General features: G+C 69.9%; 19 protein-coding genes. 11 read left to right on the forward strand and 8 right to left on the reverse strand.

Features of this window, described 5'->3' with window-relative positions; all coding sequences use genetic code 11:
* Positions 1–193: 193 nt before the first annotated feature.
* The 3 genes from QM624_RS07310 to QM624_RS07320 form a co-directional block, all read right to left on the reverse strand.
* Positions 194–1,654, reverse strand: coding sequence for a S8 family serine peptidase (locus tag QM624_RS07310; protein ID WP_415090290.1), 1,461 nt, complete (start codon positions 1,652–1,654; stop codon positions 194–196).
* Positions 1,655–1,766: 112 nt separating this feature from the next.
* The gene (locus QM624_RS07315) at positions 1,767–2,339 is read right to left on the reverse strand and encodes an RNA polymerase sigma factor (protein ID WP_415090292.1); all 573 of its coding nucleotides are present in this window, start codon (positions 2,337–2,339) and stop codon (positions 1,767–1,769) included.
* Between the two features lie 99 nt (positions 2,340–2,438).
* A complete protein-coding gene (locus tag QM624_RS07320) occupies positions 2,439–3,089 on the reverse strand; it encodes a response regulator (protein WP_415090294.1) in 651 nt (216 codons plus the stop codon).
* A 101-nt stretch (positions 3,090–3,190) separates the two neighbouring features.
* Between QM624_RS07320 and QM624_RS07325 the strand changes: the two genes are divergently transcribed.
* The 4 genes from QM624_RS07325 to QM624_RS07340 all read left to right on the forward strand — a co-directional run bounded on the left by QM624_RS07325 (position 3,191) and on the right by QM624_RS07340 (position 10,195).
* Complete coding sequence (locus tag QM624_RS07325; protein ID WP_415090296.1) at positions 3,191–3,532, forward strand: hypothetical protein; 342 nt, start codon at positions 3,191–3,193, stop codon at positions 3,530–3,532.
* 28 nt (positions 3,533–3,560) lie between these two features.
* The gene (locus tag QM624_RS07330) at positions 3,561–5,456 is read left to right on the forward strand and encodes a sensor histidine kinase (protein WP_415090298.1); all 1,896 of its coding nucleotides are present in this window, start codon (positions 3,561–3,563) and stop codon (positions 5,454–5,456) included.
* Positions 5,457–5,787: 331 nt separating this feature from the next.
* On the forward strand, positions 5,788–7,923 hold the full coding sequence (locus QM624_RS07335; protein WP_415090300.1) for a glycosyltransferase family 2 protein: 2,136 nt from the start codon (positions 5,788–5,790) through the stop codon (positions 7,921–7,923).
* On the forward strand, positions 7,916–10,195 hold the full coding sequence (locus tag QM624_RS07340) for a diguanylate cyclase (RefSeq protein WP_415090303.1): 2,280 nt from the start codon (positions 7,916–7,918) through the stop codon (positions 10,193–10,195). Before QM624_RS07335 ends, QM624_RS07340 begins: the two co-directional genes overlap by 8 nt.
* Here the strand turns inward: QM624_RS07340 and QM624_RS07345 are convergent.
* Positions 10,120–10,926: an EAL domain-containing protein gene (locus QM624_RS07345; protein WP_415090305.1), complete on the reverse strand. Its 807-nt coding sequence runs from the start codon at positions 10,924–10,926 to the stop codon at positions 10,120–10,122. The genes QM624_RS07340 and QM624_RS07345 overlap by 76 nt on opposite strands.
* Positions 10,927–11,058: 132 nt before the next feature.
* Between QM624_RS07345 and QM624_RS07350 the strand changes: the two genes are divergently transcribed.
* The 4 genes from QM624_RS07350 (at position 11,059) to sthA (ending at position 15,534) form a co-directional block, all read left to right on the forward strand.
* Positions 11,059–12,006 carry a ribose-phosphate diphosphokinase gene (locus QM624_RS07350; RefSeq protein ID WP_415090307.1) on the forward strand — a complete coding sequence of 316 codons (948 nt, stop codon included), beginning with the start codon at positions 11,059–11,061 and terminating at the stop codon, positions 12,004–12,006.
* Positions 12,007–12,194: 188 nt separating this feature from the next.
* Positions 12,195–12,929, forward strand: a complete 735-nt coding sequence (gene dapB, locus QM624_RS07355) for a 4-hydroxy-tetrahydrodipicolinate reductase (RefSeq protein ID WP_415090309.1) — start codon at positions 12,195–12,197, stop codon at positions 12,927–12,929.
* A 93-nt stretch (positions 12,930–13,022) separates the two neighbouring features.
* Positions 13,023–14,042 (forward strand): 1-aminocyclopropane-1-carboxylate deaminase, encoded by a 1,020-nt coding sequence (locus tag QM624_RS07360; RefSeq protein ID WP_415090311.1) that lies wholly within the window; start codon positions 13,023–13,025, stop codon positions 14,040–14,042.
* Between the two features lie 82 nt (positions 14,043–14,124).
* A complete protein-coding gene (gene sthA / locus QM624_RS07365; RefSeq protein WP_415090313.1) occupies positions 14,125–15,534 on the forward strand; it encodes a Si-specific NAD(P)(+) transhydrogenase in 1,410 nt (469 codons plus the stop codon).
* A 160-nt stretch (positions 15,535–15,694) separates the two neighbouring features.
* Here sthA and QM624_RS07370 read toward each other — a convergent pair whose 3' ends face one another.
* The gene (locus QM624_RS07370; RefSeq protein WP_415090369.1) at positions 15,695–16,687 is read right to left on the reverse strand and encodes a glutathione S-transferase family protein; all 993 of its coding nucleotides are present in this window, start codon (positions 16,685–16,687) and stop codon (positions 15,695–15,697) included.
* A 208-nt stretch (positions 16,688–16,895) separates the two neighbouring features.
* On the reverse strand, positions 16,896–17,429 hold the full coding sequence (locus QM624_RS07375) for a GNAT family N-acetyltransferase (RefSeq protein ID WP_415090315.1): 534 nt from the start codon (positions 17,427–17,429) through the stop codon (positions 16,896–16,898).
* A gap of 71 nt (positions 17,430–17,500) precedes the next feature.
* Between QM624_RS07375 and QM624_RS07380 the strand changes: the two genes are divergently transcribed.
* The gene (locus QM624_RS07380) at positions 17,501–19,192 is read left to right on the forward strand and encodes a ribonuclease J (RefSeq protein WP_415090317.1); all 1,692 of its coding nucleotides are present in this window, start codon (positions 17,501–17,503) and stop codon (positions 19,190–19,192) included.
* A 22-nt stretch (positions 19,193–19,214) separates the two neighbouring features.
* Here the strand turns inward: QM624_RS07380 and QM624_RS07385 are convergent, their stop codons facing one another.
* Positions 19,215–20,000, reverse strand: a complete 786-nt coding sequence (locus tag QM624_RS07385) for a DUF4328 domain-containing protein (protein ID WP_415090319.1) — start codon at positions 19,998–20,000, stop codon at positions 19,215–19,217.
* Positions 20,001–20,160: 160 nt separating this feature from the next.
* Here QM624_RS07385 and rpmB point away from each other — a divergent pair, with 160 nt between their 5' ends.
* Positions 20,161–20,346 (forward strand): 50S ribosomal protein L28, encoded by a 186-nt coding sequence (gene rpmB / locus QM624_RS07390; RefSeq protein WP_298131571.1) that lies wholly within the window; start codon positions 20,161–20,163, stop codon positions 20,344–20,346.
* A gap of 59 nt (positions 20,347–20,405) precedes the next feature.
* Here rpmB and QM624_RS07395 read toward each other — a convergent pair whose 3' ends face one another.
* Positions 20,406–20,648, reverse strand: coding sequence for a hypothetical protein (locus QM624_RS07395; RefSeq protein WP_298131570.1), 243 nt, complete (start codon positions 20,646–20,648; stop codon positions 20,406–20,408).
* Between the two features lie 286 nt (positions 20,649–20,934).
* On the opposite strand from QM624_RS07395, the gene QM624_RS07400 reads away from it, so the two are divergent.
* Positions 20,935–21,489, forward strand: a complete 555-nt coding sequence (locus QM624_RS07400) for a hypothetical protein (protein WP_415090323.1) — start codon at positions 20,935–20,937, stop codon at positions 21,487–21,489.
* The last annotated feature ends 34 nt before the right edge of the window (positions 21,490–21,523 follow it).

The raw sequence follows: 21,523 nt of genomic DNA on the forward strand, positions 1-21,523 counted from the left end.
GCGCCGCCCCCCTCGGGGTGCGGCGCCGCTGGCGTTCGTCGCGCCCTCGTCATCCCGGGCTTGCCTCGGGATCTCGGACCAGTGGTGGTGCGTTGAGCGGTAGTTCCTCGGGCCGGTGCGGAGATCCCGGCGTTCGCCGGGATGACGAAAGGGCGCCGGGATGACGAAAGCCGGCCCCGGAACGGCCCGTGCTCTAGACGCCGAGGAACGCGGCGACCAGCTCGAGGTCGGGCATCGCGCCGATGCCCGCATCGGCTTCGGACGCGGTGCCGGTGCCGGCGTCCCGGAACGCCCGGCGGAGCCGACGTGAGCTGGGCAGCGGTTGCCCGGCGTTGTTGTGCAAGCCCTGCACGAGAACGGCGACACCGGCGATGATCGCGCTGGCCGAACTGGTGCCGTTGAAGCTCTGATAGGCCGAGGTCGGGGGTTTGCAGTTACCCCACGGCCGGCAGCCGCTGGTGCGCACCTTCCGCGCCCACGAGAAGCAGTCCACCCGGCGGCCGAAGTTCGACCCCACCCCGGGATCATCCCCGCTCACCCAGCGTTTCGGGGCGTCCGGACGGCTCGGATCCACGAACGCACCACCCACCATCACCGCGCCGGAGTCGACGTAGCCGGGTTCGCCCGGGGTGAGTGGGCTGCGTCCGGACGCCGTTTCGAGGCTGTCCAGGTCGGTGTCGCCGTTGCCGGCCGGTTCGATGACCACGATCCCCGAGCGGGTGAGCAGCCTGATCGCGGCCCGGACGTCAACCTGCCGTTCGATCGGACGCTGCCACTTGGTCGTGGTGCCGCCCTCCAGTGCGGCCACCTCGATCAGCACCACGTCGCCGCGCCGCAACGACAACAAGGCCTGGGTCAGCACGTCGGCCAAGGGTAGGACGGGGAGGTCGCCGTTGAACGGGGACGCCGCCAGTACCCCCGCCCGGGGCGCGACGCCGTACACCCCGGCGGGTGCCACGAACGTGCCGGCGACGATGCCGACGGCCGCCGTCCCGTGGCCGCCGCTGAAGCCGCCGACGCCGTCCTGGTTGACCCCGCCCACCAGCTGCACCCCGAGCGGTTTGAGTGCTTCGTGGTCGAACAGCCAGCCCGACTCCACGTCGAGGACCCGCACCTGTTCGCCGTACTGCTCGCGCTCCTCCCATGCCCAGCGGACGTTGCTGCCGATCGGCGCCCGATCCAGGTGGCTCGGCTGAGACGCCGGCCCGGCCGCTCCGTCCTGGCCGCCGGCGTTGATCACCGGCAGCTCCGGGTACGCCAGCTCGACGCCGTCGACCTGCTCGAGCCGAGCTGCGACCTCCACCGGATAGTGCGGGCTGCCGCTCAGGTCGACCAGCCAGTACTGGGTGAGGCTCACGGCGAGTTCCGGGTCGTTGGGATCCTCGATGCTGGCCGGATCTTCGGGATCGGCCCGGTCCTCCTCTCTGGCCTCCAGTTCCCGGGCACGCAGCTCGGCGGGGTCGATCGTTGTTCTCGGGACGAGTCGGGCGGTGGGGACACCGAGTTCGGTCAGGGCGTCCTCGAGCTCTCGCAGCCCGAGTCTCTCCGCCGCCTCACGCAGCTCGTCGTAGGGGTCGGTGGGTAGCTCGGCGTTGAGCCGGACGACCACCCGGAACGGTCTGCGGTGCGGGAACGGCAGTGAATCCTGAGTCATGGATGGATCCTCTCTGGGTACCAGGTGTCGTTGGTAGAGCTTTTCGAGGGCCCAGAGCAAGGACGTCGGTGAGGGGTCTCGACAAGCTCGACCAGCGGTGGCGGGCAGTACGTCATGCGGCGTCCAGGACTGTTCGGAGCCGGCTCAGGGCACGCTGTCGGGTGGGTCCGATACTGCCGATCGCCATGCCCATCAGCGAGGACATCTGGTCGTAGGACAGGTCGCGGAGCAGGCCCCGGACCACCGCCCGCTGCTGGGGCGGAAGCTGGGCCACCGCCGCGCGGAGCTCGCGCAACTGCTGCCGGTCCAGGCAGCGCCGTTCGATGTCGCTCTCGGCGGGCGTGGTGCGTTCCGGCAACTCGTCGACGACAAGCTCCCGGCTCTCCTCGCGCAGCACGGTGAGCGCCGTCCGGCGTGCGGTGGTGGACAGCCAGCCGGGCAGGCAGGCCGGGTTGCGGATCGAGGTGGCGTTGCGCAGCAGCGCGAGCCAGACCCGCTGCTCCATGTCCTGGCGCTGCCAGGGCTTCAAGCCGACCTCGGACGCGCGCGCCAGCAGGCAGGGCCGGAAGGCTCGGACGACGTCCGCCCAGAGTGCGGAGTCGCCGGCGGCGAGCCGTTCCAGCAGATCGTCGGGCCAGTCGTCGCGACGCTGATCCGCGACCGGGCTGAGCATCTGTGTGGTCATGCTTCAGCGTGTGTTCGGCGGAGGGGTCGCGGCGGGGAGATCCGCCCGCGACGGTCGGGAAGAACGCCCGGACGGGCAGGCCTCTCACCCGGACGACGCTCACCGCTCGTGCAGGCCGGCGTCGCGGGCCAGCAGCGCGAGCCGCACCCGATCGCTGATGCCGAGCTTGGCCAGGATCGCCGCCATCTGGTTGCGGACGGTCTTCTCGGTCACGTTCAGCGCGTCGGCGATCTGCCCGCCGGACAGCCCGGCGGCCAACAGCCCCACGTGCTGCAACTCCCGCGGGCTGAGCAGGTCGAAGGGCGACGGTACCCCGCCACGGGTACCGCTGAGGGCGGCGGTGGCGACCTTCGGCCCCAGCACCAGGCCGCCGTCCAGCACCGTGCGCAGCGCCGGCAGCAGGGCGTCCGGCGCGGATTCCTTGAGCAGGTAGCCGGTGGCGCCCGCGGCCAGGCAGGCCTGCACCGTCGCGTCGTCCTGGGTCATGGTGAGCACCAGCACCAGGCAATCGGGGACGGCGTGCCGCAGCCGGCGGATCAGGCTGACGCCGTCGCCGTCCGGCAGCCCGAGATCGACGACCGCGGCGTCCGGAGAGTCGAGGACCCCGAGCCGCAGCGCCTCGGCGACCGTCCCGGCCTCGATCAGCCGGCCGACCCAGGGCACCCCGTTGAGCATCGCCGCCAGACCCCGGCGGACGACGGGATGATCGTCGACCAGCAGCACCGTCGCCGGTCCTGCGGTGGATTCCATGGCCGAATCGTAGGAAAACTACGTATCAATGTCAGCGGTCGGCCCAACTTCAGGTCGATGGGCCGTACTGTGCGGCCACCGATAAGACAGGAGCCCGAACCATGACCGACGAGCCACTCGCCCCCGCGGTCGCACCGCGCCGCTGCCTGGTCGTCGATGCGACGCCCTCATTGCAGGCCTGGGTCGACCAGCTCTACGAGAAGCTGGCCGTCGTCTCCGGACCCGATTCCGACGACCCGGTCGAACTGCCGCAGGGCACGGTGGTGATCACCGTGGCCGCAGTGTGGCGGGCGGTTGAGCGCGCCTTCTCCACCGAGGACGACGCCTGGTCGATCGCCGACATGGGGCTGCCCGTGCTGGACCAGGCCGAGTGGATCGCGGACGGCCCGGCGAACACGGGGAACCCGTTCCGCCGATGGTGGTGTGCGGTGTTCGGTTGCTGACCGGCTAGGGCCCCGAATCATGGCTGCGGTGGCGGGGCGGGCCCCGGTGCTGGCCTGGTCGATCGCCGGCGCCGGCCTGGTGGTGTCACTGGGCAGCCTGATCATCGATCAGCTCACCGGCGGCGAGGTCGTCATCCGCGACGGTGTGCTCGCGGTCGCGATGCTGGTCGTCGGTGCCCGGATCGCCAGCCATGCGCCCGCCAATCGCTACGGCTGGCTGTTGCTGCTGGTCGGGGTTCTCGCGGCGGCGTCGGTCGGCATGTCGCTGGCCACATCGGGGCCGGCGCTGGTGATAGCCAGCTGGGCCTCCTTTCCCAGTTATGCCCTGCTGGCGCTGAGCGGCTGCTTCTTCCCGGACGGCAGGCCGCCATCACCACGCTGGCGTCCCGCGATCGCCGTGGTTGCGGCGGCGCTCGGCTGTGGCCTGGTCGGACTGGCCGCGCTGATGGCGCGGACGGGGGGACAGCCGATGACCGAACGGGCCGCTCCCGGCTGGGACCAGGTGCTCGCCGGTGTGGGGCTGGTCGCGGTGCTCGCGGCGGCGATGCTGGCACTGGCCGCCATCGTGGTCCGGATCAAACGGGCACCGGCGTCCGACCGCGGCCCGCTGATCTGGGCCGCGGCGTCCACCGCGTTGTTGATCCTGGGGATGGTTCTGGAGACCGTCAACGTGCCCTACATCGCCATCATGATCGCGCTGGTCTTCCCGGCGGCGGGCGTGATCGCGATTGCTCGGTACGGCCTGTACGACATCGAAACGGTGGTGCACCGGTCGCTGCTCTACGGCACCCTCACCCTGGTGGTCGCCGGTGTCTACGCCGGGGTGGCGGCTCTGGTGGTCGCGATGCGATGGGCGGTGGTGCCGGAGGCCTTCGCGGCGGCCGCGGCGGTGGTCGCGGTGCTGCCGCTGCGGATCTGGCTGCAGCGGCTGATCGACCGGTGGCTGTACGGGTCCAGCGGACGACCGGTCGAGCTGCTCGCGTCGCTGGCCCGGGGCGTCGGTACCGCGCTGACACCCGACGACATGCTGACCGTGGTCGTCGACGGTGTCGCCGAAGGCCTCCGTGCGCCCTACGTGGCCGTCCTGCTCGAGCCGGAGAGCCGTCCGGCACGGGCCTGGGGCACGCAGCGTCCCTGGCCGCTGACCACCCGCGAGTTGCGCTACCGGGGCACCCGGATCGGTGAACTGGCCGTCCAGCAGCGGGCCCCGGACGAGCCGTGGACGCGACGTGAGCGGAGACTGCTCGACACCCTGGCCCTGCAGGTCGCGGCGCCCGCGGCGACGGTTGCCCTGATCCGGGATCTGCAGCAGGCGCGGGAGCGGCTGGTCACCGCCCGCGAGGAGGAGCGTCGCCGACTGCGCAAGGACCTGCACGACGGGGTCGGGCCCGCGCTGAGCGGTGCCCGGATGCAGCTGAGGGCGGCCCTGGCCGGCTTCGGTGGGGCTCCGGACGACTCGGCCGTCCATGCCATCGAGGAGGACTTGGGCCTGGCGTCGGCCGAGCTGCGCCGGGCGATCGAGGGTCTGCGTCCGCCGGCGCTGGACCGTGGGCTGGCGGCGGCACTGTCCGGGGTGGTCGACAGGCACGCGCAGACCGGCCTGCGGATCGACCTGGCGCTGCCGGGCCGGCTCCAGAGCGTGCCGGCCGCCGTCGAGGTGGCGCTGTACCGGGTCCTGGACGAAGCGCTCACCAACTGCGTGCGGCACGCCGGCGCGTCCGCGGTCACGGTGCGGGTCGAGCGAACGGCCGAGTATCTCGTCCTGACCGTCACCGACGACGGACGCGGCTACGCCGGCCCGCGGGACGGCGGGGTCGGCACCGAGTCGATGCGGCAGCGCTGCGAGGAACTCGGCGGGTCACTGGCCATCGAGCCGTCCGAACCCCACGGAACGGTGCTGCGGGCGACCTTCGGCGGCGGTTAGGAACCGGCGGGATAGGGCAGGGGCTCACGGACGCCGCGCCCGAGTGACACGGAGGGACGGTTCTTTTCGTCCCAGCGGGCGGTACGAGGGGACGGTTCTTTTCGTCCCACCGGAGCCGAGGATTGGCACGAAAAGGACCATTTCCGGCGTGTCGGAGTGGAACGAAAAGAACCGTCCCCGGCGTGCCAGAGCGGAACGAAAAGAACCGTCCCCGGCGTTCCAAGCGAACCTCTCCGGCCTGCGCTGAGCTGATTTTCGCGTGGCGGCTTCCTGCGATTAAGCTGAGCGCACTCGGGGGAGCCTATTTCGGCGACTCCGAGGAGACCTCACCGTGTACCACCAGCGGTCCCAGCTGTCCAACCCGCCCCTCGCAGAGGTGGACGGCGTCCCGGCACCGACAACCGACGAGCAGGCTCCGCGCACCCTGCGCCGCTCGTCCTTCCGCGCCGACACGGCACGCTTCTCCTCCGCCCCCGATTCCCGCCTCGCAGGCTGGACGCCGGGCCTGCGGCTGCTGGGCGCCGAGACCCGCCGCTCCCGTACCTGGGCGCACATCGGGGTGCTGGTCTCGATCACGGCGATCGTCGTTTACGGCACCTGGCGGATCATGTTCACCATGCCGCCGAGCGGCTGGAACCTGGTCGCGGCCTGGGTGCTGGTGGCGTTCGAGGTGCTGCCGGTGACCGGGCTGGTGATCCGGGCGATCAACCTGTGGAACCTGGACTGCTCGGGCCCCGAACCGGTGACCACCGTCGAGCCCGGGTTGCGCGCCGCCGTCTTCATTCCGACCTACAACGAACCCGTCGAGGTGATCGCCCCGACCATCGCCGCCGCCGTCGCGCTGGAACCGGCCCACCAGACCTGGGTGCTCGACGACGGTGACCGGCCCTGGGTGCGCGAACTGTGCGAGAGCTACGGCGCCCGCTACGTCCGGCGCGATCAGCACACCCACGCCAAGGCCGGCAACATGAACCACGCCCTGGGGTTGATGGCCGCCGAGGTCGCGGCCGGTGCTGAACCGATCGACGTGATCGGCGTTCTCGACTGCGACCATGTTCCGCTGCCGCATTTCCTCACCGCGACGCTGGGCTGGTTCCGGGACCCCGAACTCGCGCTGGTCCAGGCGCCGCAGAACTACTACAACTCCGGCGCCTTCGACGACGACGGTGACACCGGCGAGCAGGGCGTCTTCTTCCACGTCCAGCTTCCGGCCCGTGACCGTGCCGGGGCCGGGACGTCGTGGTGCGGCTCCACCTCGTTCATCCGGGTGAGCGCGCTGCAGCAGATCGGCGGGATCGCCACCGACACCATCGTGGAGGACTTCCACACCACGATGCTGCTGATCAGGGCGGGGTGGACGTCCGCCTATCACCACCAGGTTCTCGCCCTGGGTCTGGCCCCGGACACCCCGGAGCAGTACCTGCTGCAGCGCCGCCGCTGGGGGATGGGTTGCATGCAGGTGCTGGTGCAGGAGCGGCTCTGGGCCGCGAAGCGCTGGCTGTCCTGGCGGGGCTACTACGAATACCTGGACGCCACGGTGTGGTGGCTGGAAGGCGTGGCGACTGTGCTGGGCTTCATGATCCCGGTGGTGGTGCTGCTCAGCGGCGCGCAGGTGTCCACCGCCGACCCGTGGGTGTTCATGGTGGTGTTCGTCGCACTCTTCGTGATCCGGCTGTGGGGTGCGCGGCGGCTCTACCGGCAGCATCTGCATTGGGGGACGGCGTTCGCGCTGCGGATCCTGCGGATCCCGGTCGGCCTGGCCTGCCTGTGGTGGCTCCTGACCCGCCGCTCACTGGACTTCGCGGTCACCCCCAAGGCGGGTGCCGAAGAGCGGCTGCGCGGGCACGTGCCGCAGATCCTGTGGTGGCTGCTGGGGCTGCTCGTCGCCGTCGTGCTGTACGCCGGTGCCGGCGTGGCGGGGGTCGTGCCGTGGCGGACGTCGCCCTCCTCGACGGTGACCGCGGGTGCCTGGGTGGTGCTGGCCGGCGCGGTGCTGGTGATGGGCATCCGGCGCATCCAGGCCGTCGAGTTCGCCACCTCGCGGCGCAACGCCTACCGGGTCGGGGTCAGCGCGCCGATCCGGGTGAACGGTGTGGACGGCCGGCTGCTGGACATCTCCCTGGGCGGCGTGGCCATCGCCATGCCGACCGGGGCGCTGCCGTCGGCGTCCGAGATCGAACTGGTGCTGCCCGGACAGAGCGAGCCGATCGTGCTCGAAGCCGTCCGGGTGCGCAGCGCCGACGACGCCGAGATCGCCTCGTTCCGGGTGCGGTTCGGTGACTGGGCCGCCTACCGGACGATCGCGTTGTGGGTCTTCCACACGCCGGACGGGGTGGTCGAGGGGCTGCCGGACGGCACACCCGTCGTTGCGCTGCGCACCGGCCGGCCTCCGGCCCGGGTACCCACGCTGGTCGCCCAGTACGGGCCGGCCGAGGCGCAGACCGAGCGAAGGTCGCTCGATGGCTGAGGCCGGAGCGATGAGTGTCGCGGCACCCTCGCACACCCTGCGCTCGTCCGGGTGGTGGCTGCTGCTCGCGGTGGGCGCGGTCGGCATCCTGGTCAGCAGGCTGCTGCCGGACGGCCTGCCGCGATCGATCGCGTTCGCGGTCTATGGCCCGATCGCGGCAGCCAGCATCGTCGTCGGCGTCCGGATGCACCGCCCCACCCGGGTGCTGCCCTGGTACCTGATGGCGGCCGCTCACGTGATCTGGGGCGTGGCCGACCTGGTGGGCGCCATCTACGGCGACCTGCTCGGCGAGGAACAGTTCCCGGCCCCCTCCGACGCGATCTATCTGGTCGGCTATCCGGTGATGGGCCTCGGACTGCTGCTGCTCAGCCGGGAACGCTGGCGGCGTGGGCTGGCCAGCCTGCTGGACAGCGCCATCCTGATGATGGCGCTGGGCCTGTTGACCTGGGTCGCCCTGGCCCAGCCGACGCTGTCGGCGCTGGGTGTCTCGGCGGTCGCGGCGGCCATCAGCTTGGCGTATCCGATTGCCGACGTGGTCCTGGCCGCGATCCTGGTGCCGCTGGTCGGCGCGCCCTGGGGACGGACGCCCGCCTTCTGGCTGCTGGTCTCCGGGGCCGGCACCCTGCTGCTCGCCGACCTGCTGGCCTCGGCGCTGGAGCAGCTGACCTGGGCCTCGAGCGATCACCTCGAGGTCATCTGGATGGCTTCCTACCTGTTCTGGGCGGCGGCTGCGCTGCATCCGTCGATGGCGGGGGCGCCCGAAGCCAGCCGTGAGGCCGAGCGGGGGTTCAGCCGGACCGGGCTGATCGCACTGGCGTTGGCGCTGGTGATGCCGGGTGCGCTGCTGGCCGGCAAGGAACTGATCGGGCAGGACGTCGACGTCTGGCCGCTGGTGGCGGGCTGGGTGGTGATCTGTGCCCTGGTGATCGCCAGGATCGGCGTCGCCATGACGGCGATGGAGCAGGCGCGCGCCGAACGTGAACGTGCCCTGATCGCCCTTGCCCACCAGGCCACCCATGATGCCCTCACCGGCCTGGCGAACCGGGCCCAGGCGCTCGAACTGATTCGCAGCGCACTCAGCCGGGCCCGCCGCTCCGGTGACGTGGTGGGTCTGCTGTACATCGACCTGGACGGCTTCAAACAGGTCAACGACACCCTCGGCCATGCCGCCGGCGACCAGGTGCTGGAGGTCGCCGGACGCCGCATGCAGGAGGGCGTCCGGGGCGGTGACGTGGTTGCCCGGCTGGGCGGCGACGAGTTCGTGGTGCTGCTCGAACCGGTGGCCGACGAGGTGAGCGCGGTCGGAGTGGCCGAACGACTGGTCGCAGACCTCGCCGAGCCGATCCAGCTGAGTTCGGGCCGCGAAGCCAGGATCGGCGCCAGCATCGGTGTGACGATCAACAGCGACCTGACCATCGACCCGGAACGGCTGCTGCAGGAAGCCGACCATGCCGTCTTCCGGGCCAAAGCGACCGGACGCGGACGCGTCGAGGTGTTCGCGCCGTCGCAACGGGCCGAGATCGAGCGGCGGGCCGCGGTGCAGACCGCGATCGTCGGGGCGCTTCGCGACGATACGGCGTCGGTGCAGACCAGTCCGATCATCGACCTGCGCACCGACCGGCTGGCCGGCGAGGAACTCGAGGTGGTGGTGCCGGATCCGGCCGGCGCACTGTGGCAACGGCGGCAGTTGCTGCCGCTGTCCCGGGGCACCGACAACATGTGTGACCTGGACGGCTGGGTGCTGCGCCGCGGCGTGCTGACCCGCCCGGGCGACGGCTGGCTGGTGGTGCCGGTCACCGGACGCCATCTCTCCCAGGGCACCATCGTGGCCGAGGTGAACGCCGCGCTGGAGGCCGGACTCGTCGCCAACCGGCTGATGCTGCTGGTGCCGTCCGACGAAGTGGGCGGCGCGCGGGTGCTGGACACCCTGCGGCAGCTGCGCACCCTCGGCGTCCGGATCTGTGCTGACAGCTTCGGCGGCGACGACAGCGGAACCGACCGGTGGACCCGGGCACCGTTCGACTTCGTCCAGCTCGACCCGCGACTGCTCGACACCCGCGGCGGTGACCTGCTGCTGCGGCTCACCGTCGAGACGGCGAACGCCTTCGGCTATCGGGTGATCGCACCCGGCATCGTCACCGAATCCGAGGCCGAGGTGGTCGCCGCCGCGGGCTGCGAACTGGGACTCGGCCCGCTCTACTCAGACGCCGCCGGTGCCGCGCTGAGCCAGCCCTCTAGTTCGTCGACCGGCAACGGCCGCGACCACAGGTAGCCCTGGCCGAGATCGCAGCCCAGCCGGGCGACGACGTCGGCTTGGGCTGTGGTCTCGACGCCTTCGACGGTGACTCGGAGCCCCATCTGATGCGCGGCGGTGGTGAGCGCACCGATCAGGGGTGCGGCGCGCGGGTGCTCGAGTTGTGCGGTGAACTCCCGGTCGATCTTGATGCCGTCCACCGGCAGCCGGATCAGGTCGCGCAGGTTGTAGAAGCCGGCGCCGAAGTCGTCCAGCCACACCGACATGCCGGCGGCCCGGAGTGCTTCCAGAGCGGGGGCGCCCTGGTCGGCGGCGTCCGGACGGGTGGTCTCGGTGAGTTCGACGCAGATGGTGCCGGGGGCGACCGAGGCGGCTTCGACCATCGCCACCAGCTCGGTGACCCCGGTGGGGGAGTCGAGGTGCCGTCCGGACAGGTTGATGCTGAGCTCGAAGCCGGGACGGGTGCGCTGCCACCGCCGCAGGTCGGCCAGTGCGTGCCGGATGATCGCCAGATCGAGTTCGATCACCAGATCGCTCGCCTCCGCGAGCGGGATGAACTCCGCCGGCGCAATCATGCCCTCGGGCCGTGGCCAGCGCGCCAGCGCTTCGACGCCGACGGCGCTCCCGGTGCTGAGGTCGATGATCGGCTGGTACCAGGCGACGAGCTGTCCGTCGTGGACGGCGCGGCTGAGTGCGGCGGCGTCCACCGCGGGGGCGCTCACCGTCGTCCGGCGGTTTGGTGAGGGCATGGGCGTCGCCGAATGGGTCGGTCCTTGGGGGTGTGTTCCGACATGGCCGCAAGGCTATAAGTAAGCAGCGTCGGCGAACAGTATTCGGCCCTGCGCACGTCGCGGCGACGGCGTCCACTAAGGTCACGTCCCGTGGCCAGCGACATCACCGTCTTCTCCGGCTCCGCACATCGTGAGTTCGCGCAGGAGATCTGCGATCTGCTCGGCATTCCGCTCTCACCGTCGGAGACCACCCGTTTCAGCAACGACTGCCTGCAGGTTCATCTGGACGGCAACTGCCGCAAGCGGGACGTCTTCATCGTCCAGCCGCTGGTGCCGCCGGTGCAGGAGAACCTGGTCGAGCTGCTGCTGATGCTGGACGCCGCCCGCGGCGCCTCCGCCGGGCATCTGACCGTGGTGATGCCGCACTACGCCTACGCGCGCAGCGACAAGAAGGACGCCCCGCGCATCTCGATCGGTGCCCGGCTGGTGGCCGACCTGCTGCACAAGGCGGGCGCCCAGCGGGTGGTGACGATGGCGCTGCACTCGCCGCAGGTGCACGGCATGTTCGAGATGCCGGTCGACCACCTCAGCGCCAACCACGTGATGGCCAGGCATTTCCGCAACAACGGCGACCTGTCCAACGCGGTGGTGGTGTCGCCCGACTTCGGCAACGTCAAAGAGGCCAACCACTTCGCGCGGCTGCTCGATGTGCCGGTGGCGGCCGGCGCCAAGCGCCGGCTGACCGACGACCGGGTGGTGATCGACAGCATCGTCGGCGACGTCCGCGGCAAGGACGTCATCGTCCTCGACGACGAGATCGCCACCGCCGGTTCGCTGATCGAACTGTTCGACAAGCTGCGCGAGGTCGGCGTCAACTCGATCACCGCGGCCTGCGTGCACGGCCTGTTCACCGGCCCGGCCGTCGAGCGGCTGAACGCCCAGCCCGATCTCAAAGAGATCGTCTGCACCAACACGGTCCCCCCGCGGGTGGCCGGCGACCTGGAGCGGCTGACCGTCCTCTCAGTCGCGCCCCTGTTCGCCGAGGCCGTCCGACGCATCCACAGCGGCGAGTCCATCTCGTCGCTCTTCGACGCCTGAGGCGACGCGTCCACATCCCGCCGGGTTCTCGTCATCCCGGCGGACGCCGGGATCTCCGCGTCGACCTTCCGGTGGAGGTGAGAGCCGGGATGACGGGCGGGCGACGAGTCGGGGACGAGCCGTTGGTCGAGCTTGTCGAGACCCGGTCAGTAGGGTGAGCATCGACGAAACCAGGTGGAGGAGAAGCGATGAAGGTAGCCGTTTTCGGTGCGCGCGGACGGATGGGTTCCGAGGTGGTGCGGGCGGTTGAGGCAGCGGAAGGCCTGGAACTGGTCGCCGCGGTGGACGCCGGTGACGACCGGACGGCGGTGGAGGCGGCCGAGGTCGTGGTCGATTTCACCCACCCGGACGCCGTGATCGACAACATCGCCTGGTGCACCGAACGCGGCATCAACGTGGTGGTCGGCACCACCGGGTTCACCGCCGAACGGCTCGACCGGGTGCGCGAACTGGCCGAAGCCGGCGGTGCCGGCGCCGTGGTGGCGTCCAACTTCTCCATCGGCGCGGTGCTGATGATGCACTTCAGCGCGCAGGCGGCCCGGTTCTTCGAGTCCGTCGAGGTGATCGAGCTGCACCACCCGAACAAGGTCGACGCGCCGTCCGGCACCTCGGTGAGCACGGTGGGCAAGATCGCCGCCGGCCGGGCCGAGGCCGGGCTCGGGCCCGTCCCGGACGCCACCGCCCAGTCCCTGCCCGGCGCGCGCGGCGCCGAGGTCGAGGGCATCCACCTGCACAGCGTCCGGCTGCGCGGGCTGATCGCCCACCAGGAGGTGCTGTTCGGCGGCGAGGGCGAGACGCTGACCATCCGGCACGACTCGCTCGACCGGGTGTCGTTCATGCCCGGCGTGATCGCCGCGGTGCGTGCCGTGCCCAGCCGTCCAGGTCTGACCGTCGGCATCGAATCCATCCTCGGCCTGGGCTGAGCTTCCCCCCGTCATCCCGGCGCACGCCGGGATCTCCGCCGAGCCGACAGCCACTGCCGCGGTAACCTCCAGCCAGCCGACCGAGGAGCACCGATGTCCATCGCCGATTTCCCCCGCCATCCGCTGACCTTCGGACCCAGCCCGGTCCATCTGCTGAAGCGGCTCAGTCAGCATCTGGGCGGCGCGCAGGTCTGGGCCAAGCGCGAGGACGTCAACAGCGGTCTCGCCTTCGGCGGCAACAAGGTGCGCAAGCTCGAGTACATCGTTCCCGACGTGCTGGCCAGCGGCGCCGACACCCTGGTGTCGATCGGCGGCTACCAGTCCAACCACACCCGTCAGGTCGCGGCGGTCGCGGCGCATCTCGGTCTGAAGTGCCGGCTGGTGCAGGAGCACTGGGTGCCCTGGGAGGACCCGATGAACGACCGGGTCGGCAACATCCTGCTGTCCCGGATGATGGGCGCCGACTCGCGGCTCGACCCCGCCGGCTTCGACATCGGCATCCGCGACTCCTGGAAGAACGCGCTGGCCGAGGTGGAGGCGTCCGGTGGCAAGCCCTACCCGATCCCGGCCGGGGCGTCCGAGCATCCGCTGGGCGGCCTCGGCTTCGCCAACTGGGCGTTCGAGGTGGCCGAGCAGGAGCGCGAGCTGGGCGTGTTGTTCGACACGATCATCGTCTGCACGGTGACCGGATCCACCCATGCCGGGATGATCGCCGGGTTCGCCGCCCTGGAGGAGCTGACCGGCGTCCGTCGCCGAGTGATCGGCATCGACGCCTCGGCCACCCTGGAACAGACCCGCGACCAGGTGGAACGGATCGCCCGGCACACCGCCGAGTTGATCGATCTGGGCCGCGATCTTCGCGACGACGAGATCACCGTGCTGGAGGGCTGGGCCGGTGAGCTGTACGGCATTCCGGTCGAGTCCACCATGAACGCGATGGCGCTGGGCGCCCAACTGGAGGCGATGATCACCGACCCGGTCTATGAGGGGAAATCGCTGGCCGGCCTGATCGACCTGGTCACCTCCGGTGAGATCGGTCGCGATTCCACCGTGCTGTATGCCCATCTGGGTGGGCAGCCGGCGATCAACGCCTACCACCGGCTGTGGCCCTGATCGTGCGATCGTAACCGGCCGATCATTGCCGTCGGTGCTAGTCGGGGCGCATAATCGCCGCAGCGCACGGACGGAGGCCGCAATGAAGTACGACTACGACCTGCTGGTGGTCGGCAGCGGTCCGGGCGGCCATCGTGCCGCGATCGCCGCCGCCAAACTGGGTCACCGGGTGGCCATCGTCGACCGACGGCAGATGCTCGGCGGGGTGTGCATCAACACTGGCACGATCCCGTCCAAGACGCTGCGCGAGGCCGTCCTCTACCTGACCGGCATGCATCAGCGCGACCTGTACGGCGCGTCCTACCGGGTCAAGGACGAGATCACCATCGCCGACCTGACCGCACGGACCCAGCACGTGATCGGACGCGAGACGCAGGTGGTGCGCAACCAGCTGCTGCGCAACCACGTCACCCTGTACAGCGGGGACGCCTCGTTCGTCGACCCGCACACCATCAAGGTGGAGGGGGCCGATCATCACACGATCAGCGCGCATCGGATCGTGCTGGCGCCCGGCACCGAGCCGGCCCGTCCCGACAACGTCGAGTTCGACGACGTCAACGTGGTCGACTCCGACGGCATCCTCGACCTGCAACGGGTGCCAGGAACGATGGTGGTGGTCGGTGCGGGCGTCATCGGCATCGAGTACGCCTCCATGTTCGCCGCGCTCGGCACCCGAGTGACGGTGGTCGACGCACGGCCCTCGATGCTCGACTTCTGCGACGCCGAGATCGTCGAGTCGCTGCGGTTCCACCTGCGCGACCTGTCGGTCACTTTCCGGTTCGGCGAGACGGTCGAACGGGTCGAGCGCAGCACCCACGGCACCATCACCACGCTGGGCAGCGGCAAACGGATCCCCGCCGACACGGTGATGTACTCGGCCGGACGCCAGGGCGCCACCGCCGCGCTCGCGCTGGAGAACGCCGGGCTGGAGGCCGACCGCCGCGGCCGGATCGCCGTCGACCAGCACTTCCGCACCGCCGTGCCGCACATCTACGCCGTCGGTGACGTGATCGGCTTCCCGGCGCTGGCCGCGACCTCGATGGAACAGGGCCGGCTGGCCGCGATGCACGCCATGGGGGAGCAGCCCGGCGGAATCACCCCGCTGCAGCCGATCGGCATCTACACCATTCCCGAGATCTCCTACGTCGGGAAGAGCGAGGACGAATTGACCGGCGAATCGGTGCCCTACGAGACCGGCCTGTCCCGCTACCGGGAGTTGGCCCGCGGCCAGATCGTCGGCGATTCCTACGGCATGCTCAAACTGCTGGTGCACTCCGTCGACCGCACCCTGCTCGGCGTCCACGTCTTCGGCACCGGCGCCACCGACCTGGTGCACATCGGCCAGGCCGTGATGGGCTGCGGCGGTACCGTCGACTACCTGGTCGACACCGTCTTCAACTATCCGACCTTGTCAGAGGCGTACAAGGTGGCCGCCCTGGACGCCACCAACAAACTGCGAGCCCTGAGCCGCTTCGAGGAGATCGCCGGCTGACTCCACCGAACCCGGTCACCGGGGACGGTTCTTTCGGTCACCGGGGACGGTTCCTTTGGTCACCGGGGACGGTTCTTTCGGTCACCGGGGACGGTTCCTTTGGTCACCGGGGACGGTTCCTTTGGTCACCAGGGCCGTTCCCGTAACCGTCCCATCCAGTTCAGGCGAGGGGGTTGGGCACCTCTTCGCCCGGTCGGACGGGGCCTGGTGGCGTCCCGTCACCGAACGGTCGCCCACCCAGTGACTCGCGTCCGTGCGGGGTGAGCCAACCGGAGAGATCCGGGCCCTTGGGGACGATGCCGTGCGGGTTCAGATCGCGATGAACGATGTAGTAGTGCTGCTTGATCTGGAGGAAGTCGATGGTGTCGCCGAAGCCGGGCGTCTGGAACAGGTCGCGGGCGTATCCCCACAGCGCGGGGATCTCGTTGAGCTTGTTCCGATTGCACTTGAAGTGCCCGTGGTAGACGGCGTCGAAGCGGGCCAGCGTGGTGAACAGCCGGACGTCGGCCTCGGTGATCGCGTCACCCATCAGGAACCGCCGGGTGGTGAGCCGTTCCTCCAGCCAGTCCAGCGCCGTCCAGAGCCGGTCGTAGGCAGCGTCATAGGCCTCCTGGCTACCGGCGAAACCGCAGCGATAGACGCCGTTGTTCACCTCGGTGTAGACCCGGCGCATCACCTCTTCCATCTCGTCGCGAAGCTCGGACGGCCACAGGTCCGGGGCGCCCGGGCGCTGGAACTCGGTCCATTCGGACGCCAGGTCGCGGGTGATCTGGTCGAAGTCGTTGGTGACCACCTCGCCGGTGGCGATCTCGACGATCGCCGGCACGGTGATGCCGCGCGGATAGCCCGGGAACCGCCTCTCGTAGGCGTCCTTCAGCTTGTGGATGCCCAGCACCGGATCGACGCCGCCCGGGTCGAGATCGAACGTCCAGGAGTCGGCGTCATGAGTGGGTCCGGGCAGCCCGACCGAGAGCACGTCCTCAAGTCCGAGCAGCCGCCGGACGATCAGCGTCCGGTTCGCCCACGGGCAGGCCCGTGCCGCGATCAACCGATAGCGGCCGGGCTCCACCGGCCACTGATCGGGAGCCGTCGGTGCGGCAACGATCCGGTCGGTGATGTAGGTGCTGTCGCGGACGAACTCCTTGCCCGGCATGGAGTAGCTCCCGCCCTCGCTGTGCTCTTCGTGCTCGCTCACGTCCGCTCCCTTCCGCCGCCCACCTTAGGACGCCGGATCCAGGTCCGGGAGCGGGCCGATGGCGTGACCTGTGATCCCGGCGAACGCCGGGATCTCCGCCTCGACTTGCGTACCGATCGAGATCCCGGATCAAGCCCGGGATGACGTGGCCGAACCGGTCCGGGGTTCAAGCCGAGATGTCGGTGTGCAGGCGCACCAGCTTGACCCGGGTGGTGTCGTCGATGCCTATCTCCTGATGTCCGCCGTCCGGGGCCCAGCCGGATTCGGTCAGGAAGCGGCGCAGTGCGTCGTCGGTGGAACGCACCCACCAGGTGGCCCGTGCGAACCCGTCGGCGCGCAGGGTGTCCATGCAGGCGTTAAGCAGCCGCGATCCGTGCCCCGAGCGTTGTGCGGCCGGATCGATGGCGAACTCGGCGACGATCCCGTCCTCGCCCGGTTCGGCGTCCGGATCGTCGCTCGGCCCGAGCGCCGCGAAACCGACCACGCGATCGTCGGTGACCGCCACCAGCACCCGGAACTGGGCCAACGGCGGACGGACGATCGCCGCATGCCACGACTGGGTCATCTCGTCCAGGTCGACATCGGCCAGCACCGAGCCGGCGAGCTCGGCGGGCAGTTGCTGGTTCCATGCGCGTCGTTGGATCGTCGCGATCTGGGGGGCCTCGACGGGCAGGGCCAGGCGGACGGAGTCGGCGATCACGGGTTCATGATAGGGATCCGCTCGCGCCGCACCCAGTTGGCTGAGTTGGGCACCGAGGTAGCGACGATAAAGTGACCGACGTGCGTGAGTCCCTGAAGACACCCCCCAAACTGGCCAAAGACGCATTGCGCGTGATCCCGCTCGGCGGGCTCGGCGATGTCGGCCGCAACAGCACCAGCTTCGAGTTCAACGGTCAGCTGCTGCTGGTCGACTGCGGCGTCCTGTTCCCCTCCGACGACCATCCCGGCGTCGACCTGATCCTGCCGGGGTTGCACCTGCTCGAGGAGCGGTTCGACGACATCCAGGCCCTCGTCCTGACCCATGGTCACGAGGACCACATCGGTGCCGTGCCCTACCTGCTGCGCAGCCGTCCGGACATTCCGGTGATCGGTTCCCGGCTGACTCTGGCCCTGGTTCGCGAGAAGCTGCGCGAGCACCGGCTGCGCGACGTCGACCTGCGCGTGGTCACCGAGGGCACCCGGATCAAGGTCGGCGAGTTCGATCTCGAGTTCCTCGCCGTCAACCACTCCATCCCGGACGCCCTCGCGGTCGCGATCCGGACGCCCGCCGGCCTCGTCCTGCACACCGGCGACTTCAAGATGGACCAACTGCCACTGGATCACCGGCTCACCGACCTGCGCGGTTTCGCCCGGCTCGGCGAAGAGGGCGTCGACCTGTTCATGGCCGACTCCACCAACGCCGAGACCCCCGGCTTCACCACCCACGAGCGCGACATCGAACCGGCGATGGAGCGGGTCTTCTCCTCTGCCAAGCAGAAGCTGATCGTGGCCTGCTTCGCCTCACATGTGCACCGCGTCCAACAGGTCCTGGACGCCGCCGTGCGGCACGGACGCAAGGTCGTCTACATCGGCCGGTCGATGGTGCGCAATATGACGGTGGCGCAGGAGCTCGGTTACCTGAAGGTGCCCGCCGACACCCTGATCGAACTCAAGCAGCTCGAGAATTACCCCGATGACAAGGTGGTGATGGTGTCCACCGGGTCGCAGGGCGAACCGCTGTCGGCGCTGTCGCGGATCTCCAACCACGAGCATCCGGTGGTGAAGGCCGGCCCCGGCGACGTGGTGCTGCTGGCGTCCTCGCTCATCCCGGGCAACGAGAACTCGGTGTACCGGGTGATCAACGGACTGGTCCGCAACGGTGTCACCGTGGTGCACAAGGGCAACGCGCTGGTGCATGTCTCCGGGCACGCCTCGGCGGGCGAGTTGCTGTACTGCTACAACCTGATCCAGCCGCGCAACGCGATGCCGGTGCACGGCGAGATCCGGCACCTGATCGCGAACGGTGATCTGGCCGCGGCGACCGGAGTGCCGCGCGAGCGGGTGATCGTGGTCGAGGACGGGGGAGTGGTCGACCTGGCCAAGGGCAAGGCGCGGGTCGTCGGCAAGCTCGACTGCGGCTACATCTTCGTGGACGGCTCCACCGTCGGCGATATCGGCGATGCCGAGTTGAGCGACCGGAAGATCCTCGGTGCCGATGGCTTCATCAGCGTCGTGGTCGTGGTGAACCTGCATTCGATGAGCCTGGTCAGCGGCCCTGACATCCATGCCCGCGGTTTCGTCGAGGACGATTCGGTCTTCGACGGCGTCAAGGGCCAGATCGCCAAGGCGGTGGTGGACGCGATGGCCGACGGCTCCGAAGACGTCCGCGGCCTGCAGCAGGTGGTGCGGCGCACAGTGGGCCGTTGGGTGAACAACACCTACCGCCGGCGTCCGATGATCCTCCCGGTGGTGGTCAGCGCCTGAGCCTCGAATCGGTGGATCGGGGCTAGGCGGACGGCCGGCCGTAGGGGAACTGCGTGTCAGGGGGAGTCGGGGCCGCCGAGGGCCAGACGTTGGCCATAGGTAACCACTGCACCGGCGGCGGGGTCGCCTTGGCGTGGGTCGTGTACATCCTCAGCACGCTGATCGCCAGCAGACCGGCGATCACGCTGGCGGCGTCGACGAGGATCTCGGCCTGGAGCGTCTGCCGGGCGCTGTCGAGGGTGGCCGGTGAGTAGAAGGCTGATGTGATCGCGACGCGTCCGCCGATCGACGCCACCAGGAAGGACGCCCACCGGATCGGCACCAGCCGGGGCACCGACGGCTGTTCGGCAGCCTGGAACGGCCGGGCCGGACGCGCCATCCCGCGCCACAGGTCGACCATGATCTGGTACGGCCGGAAGAGGTTGAGGATCGGTACCATCCAGCCGCCGATCGTCCAGCCCGCGCCGTGGCGCATCGCCTCGGGCGCTGCCGCCGCGCTCGTCCGCAGCATGTACATCCAGGACATGAACAGGCCGGCGGTGAGCAGGTAGAACACGTTGGCCAGGATCGCCAGCACCCGAACACGCGCGTCAAAGTTCTCGGCTTCGGCGACCGTCCGGGTTCCGGCATCAAGGGCATCGACCAGCGCCAGGCCCTCGACGCTGACCACCAGGGTGGCGCCGGCGGTGCCGATGACCAGTAGCAGTGACAGTTGGGCGGCGATGGCCACGAAGGAGAACGAGCTGCTCAGTGGCTTGGCGGGCGGCGCCGCGGGAGCCGGCTGCCAGGACGGAACGGGGGCAGTCATGCGGGTACCTCTCGGGGGGAAATCTCAGGGTGCCACAACGACGGCGGGGATTCGCCGGTCGCGCCGGAGGTCCACGATTAGGTGCCCCGGCGCCCTCTCGGGTATCTTTGACGAGGCCCTCGTCGTGGGGCCTGTTTCCCAAGCAATCAAGGAGTTACCAGTGGCTGCCGTGTGTGACATCTGCGCCAAGGGCCCAGGCTTTGGCCACAACGTGCCCTGGTCGAAGAAGAAGACCAACCGTCGGTGGAACCCGAACATCCAGCGCGTGCGCGCGGTGGTGGGCGGCACCCCGAAGCGGCTGAACGTCTGCACTTCGTGCCTGAAGTCCGGCAAGGTCACCCGCTGACCTGACCGGCACGCTCGAGGACCCGCTTCGGCGGGTCCTTCTGCTTTCCCGGCCCGTGCTCAGTCGGCTCGGCGGGCCATCTCGTCGAGGATCCAGCGGGCCGTCTCACGCGGGCACGCGCCGGGGTCGCCGAAGCTGACTCCGAAGATGCCGGTGACCTCGGTCAGCCTGGGGACGCCGTGCAACGCGAGAATCTCGTCCGCCTCCGCCGCGTACTCGTCGCGTGGGGCTCCGGTCGCGATCAGCCCCACCGGGTCCGCCTCGGCCAGGATCTCGATCAGTTGGTCGCGGGTCACAGGCATGGTGCAGAGCCTAGAGGTTTCCGCAGGGGTCGGGCGGACGTCGGCAACCCGTCGGTCGAGCTTGTCGAGACCCTCTGCAGCGATGTCGACAAGCCAGCCCGCGAGATCCCGGGGCGAGCCCGGGATGACGAATTGCGCCCTCGTCATCCCACCCCTCGTCAGCCCAGCCACTCTCGTCATCCCGGCGCACGCCGGGATCTCCGCACGCTCGAACCCGGCGTCCGGCACCATGAACGGCACCGCTGTCAGACGCCTCGCCGCAGGCCCGATCGGAGCAGACCCGTCCATGATGCGTTTCAACCCACCACCGGGCTGGCCGGTGCCGCCGCCGGGGTGGCAGCCGCCCGCTGACTGGCGTCCGGATCCCAGTTGGCCGGCGGCCCCGCCCGGATGGTCGTTCTGGATCGAAGAAGCCGTCGTCGAACCGCAGATCCTGCTGAAGAAGGCGGCCAACCTTCTCGTCGAGGACGCCCGGACCGACCTCCACCCCACCGTTGACGCGGCTCTGGCGGTTGTCGAGGCGCCGATGTCGAGCACCGAGCGGGTGCTGGACGGGTTCCGCGCCAAGTACGGGGGACTGTGGGTGGGCGGCACGCTCACCGTGACCGACCAGCAGGTCGAGTTCCACGCCAACGCGCTCAACCGTGCGGTGCAGTCCGGCACCCTCGACATCGCCCTTCCGTTGCGCTCCATCGCGCAGGTGGAGCTGCAGCCCGGCTTCGTCACCAAGATCGTCGCGATCACCGTCGGCTATCGCCAGGTGAAGTCCCGCATGTACGGGGCTGAGCAGGTGGCCGAGACGATCCGGCAGGCCGTCGGACGGGCGCGCGGGCTGAGCTGAGACCCCGTCCGGGACCACGAGCAGGGCACCCGCA

Origin of the sequence: Micropruina sp., from assembly GCF_047606365.1 — a bacterium.
Classification (GTDB): domain Bacteria; phylum Actinomycetota; class Actinomycetes; order Propionibacteriales; family Propionibacteriaceae; genus Micropruina.

Coding starts and splice junctions, on each gene's coding strand:
- QM624_RS07340 (WP_415090303.1), top strand. CDS start 7,916: ATGGCTGAGGCCGGAGCGATGAGTGTCGCGGCACCCTCGCACACCCTG.
- QM624_RS07370 (WP_415090369.1), bottom strand. CDS start 16,687: ATGCCGGGCAAGGAGTTCGTCCGCGACAGCACCTACATCACCGACCGG.
- QM624_RS07400 (WP_415090323.1), top strand. CDS start 20,935: ATGATGCGTTTCAACCCACCACCGGGCTGGCCGGTGCCGCCGCCGGGG.
- QM624_RS07395 (WP_298131570.1), bottom strand. CDS start 20,648: ATGCCTGTGACCCGCGACCAACTGATCGAGATCCTGGCCGAGGCGGAC.
- QM624_RS07325 (WP_415090296.1), top strand. CDS start 3,191: ATGACCGACGAGCCACTCGCCCCCGCGGTCGCACCGCGCCGCTGCCTG.
- QM624_RS07315 (WP_415090292.1), bottom strand. CDS start 2,339: ATGACCACACAGATGCTCAGCCCGGTCGCGGATCAGCGTCGCGACGAC.
- QM624_RS07345 (WP_415090305.1), bottom strand. CDS start 10,926: ATGCCCTCACCAAACCGCCGGACGACGGTGAGCGCCCCCGCGGTGGAC.
- QM624_RS07360 (WP_415090311.1), top strand. CDS start 13,023: ATGTCCATCGCCGATTTCCCCCGCCATCCGCTGACCTTCGGACCCAGC.
- dapB (WP_415090309.1), top strand. CDS start 12,195: ATGAAGGTAGCCGTTTTCGGTGCGCGCGGACGGATGGGTTCCGAGGTG.
- sthA (WP_415090313.1), top strand. CDS start 14,125: ATGAAGTACGACTACGACCTGCTGGTGGTCGGCAGCGGTCCGGGCGGC.
- QM624_RS07310 (WP_415090290.1), bottom strand. CDS start 1,654: ATGACTCAGGATTCACTGCCGTTCCCGCACCGCAGACCGTTCCGGGTG.
- QM624_RS07320 (WP_415090294.1), bottom strand. CDS start 3,089: ATGGAATCCACCGCAGGACCGGCGACGGTGCTGCTGGTCGACGATCAT.
- QM624_RS07385 (WP_415090319.1), bottom strand. CDS start 20,000: ATGACTGCCCCCGTTCCGTCCTGGCAGCCGGCTCCCGCGGCGCCGCCC.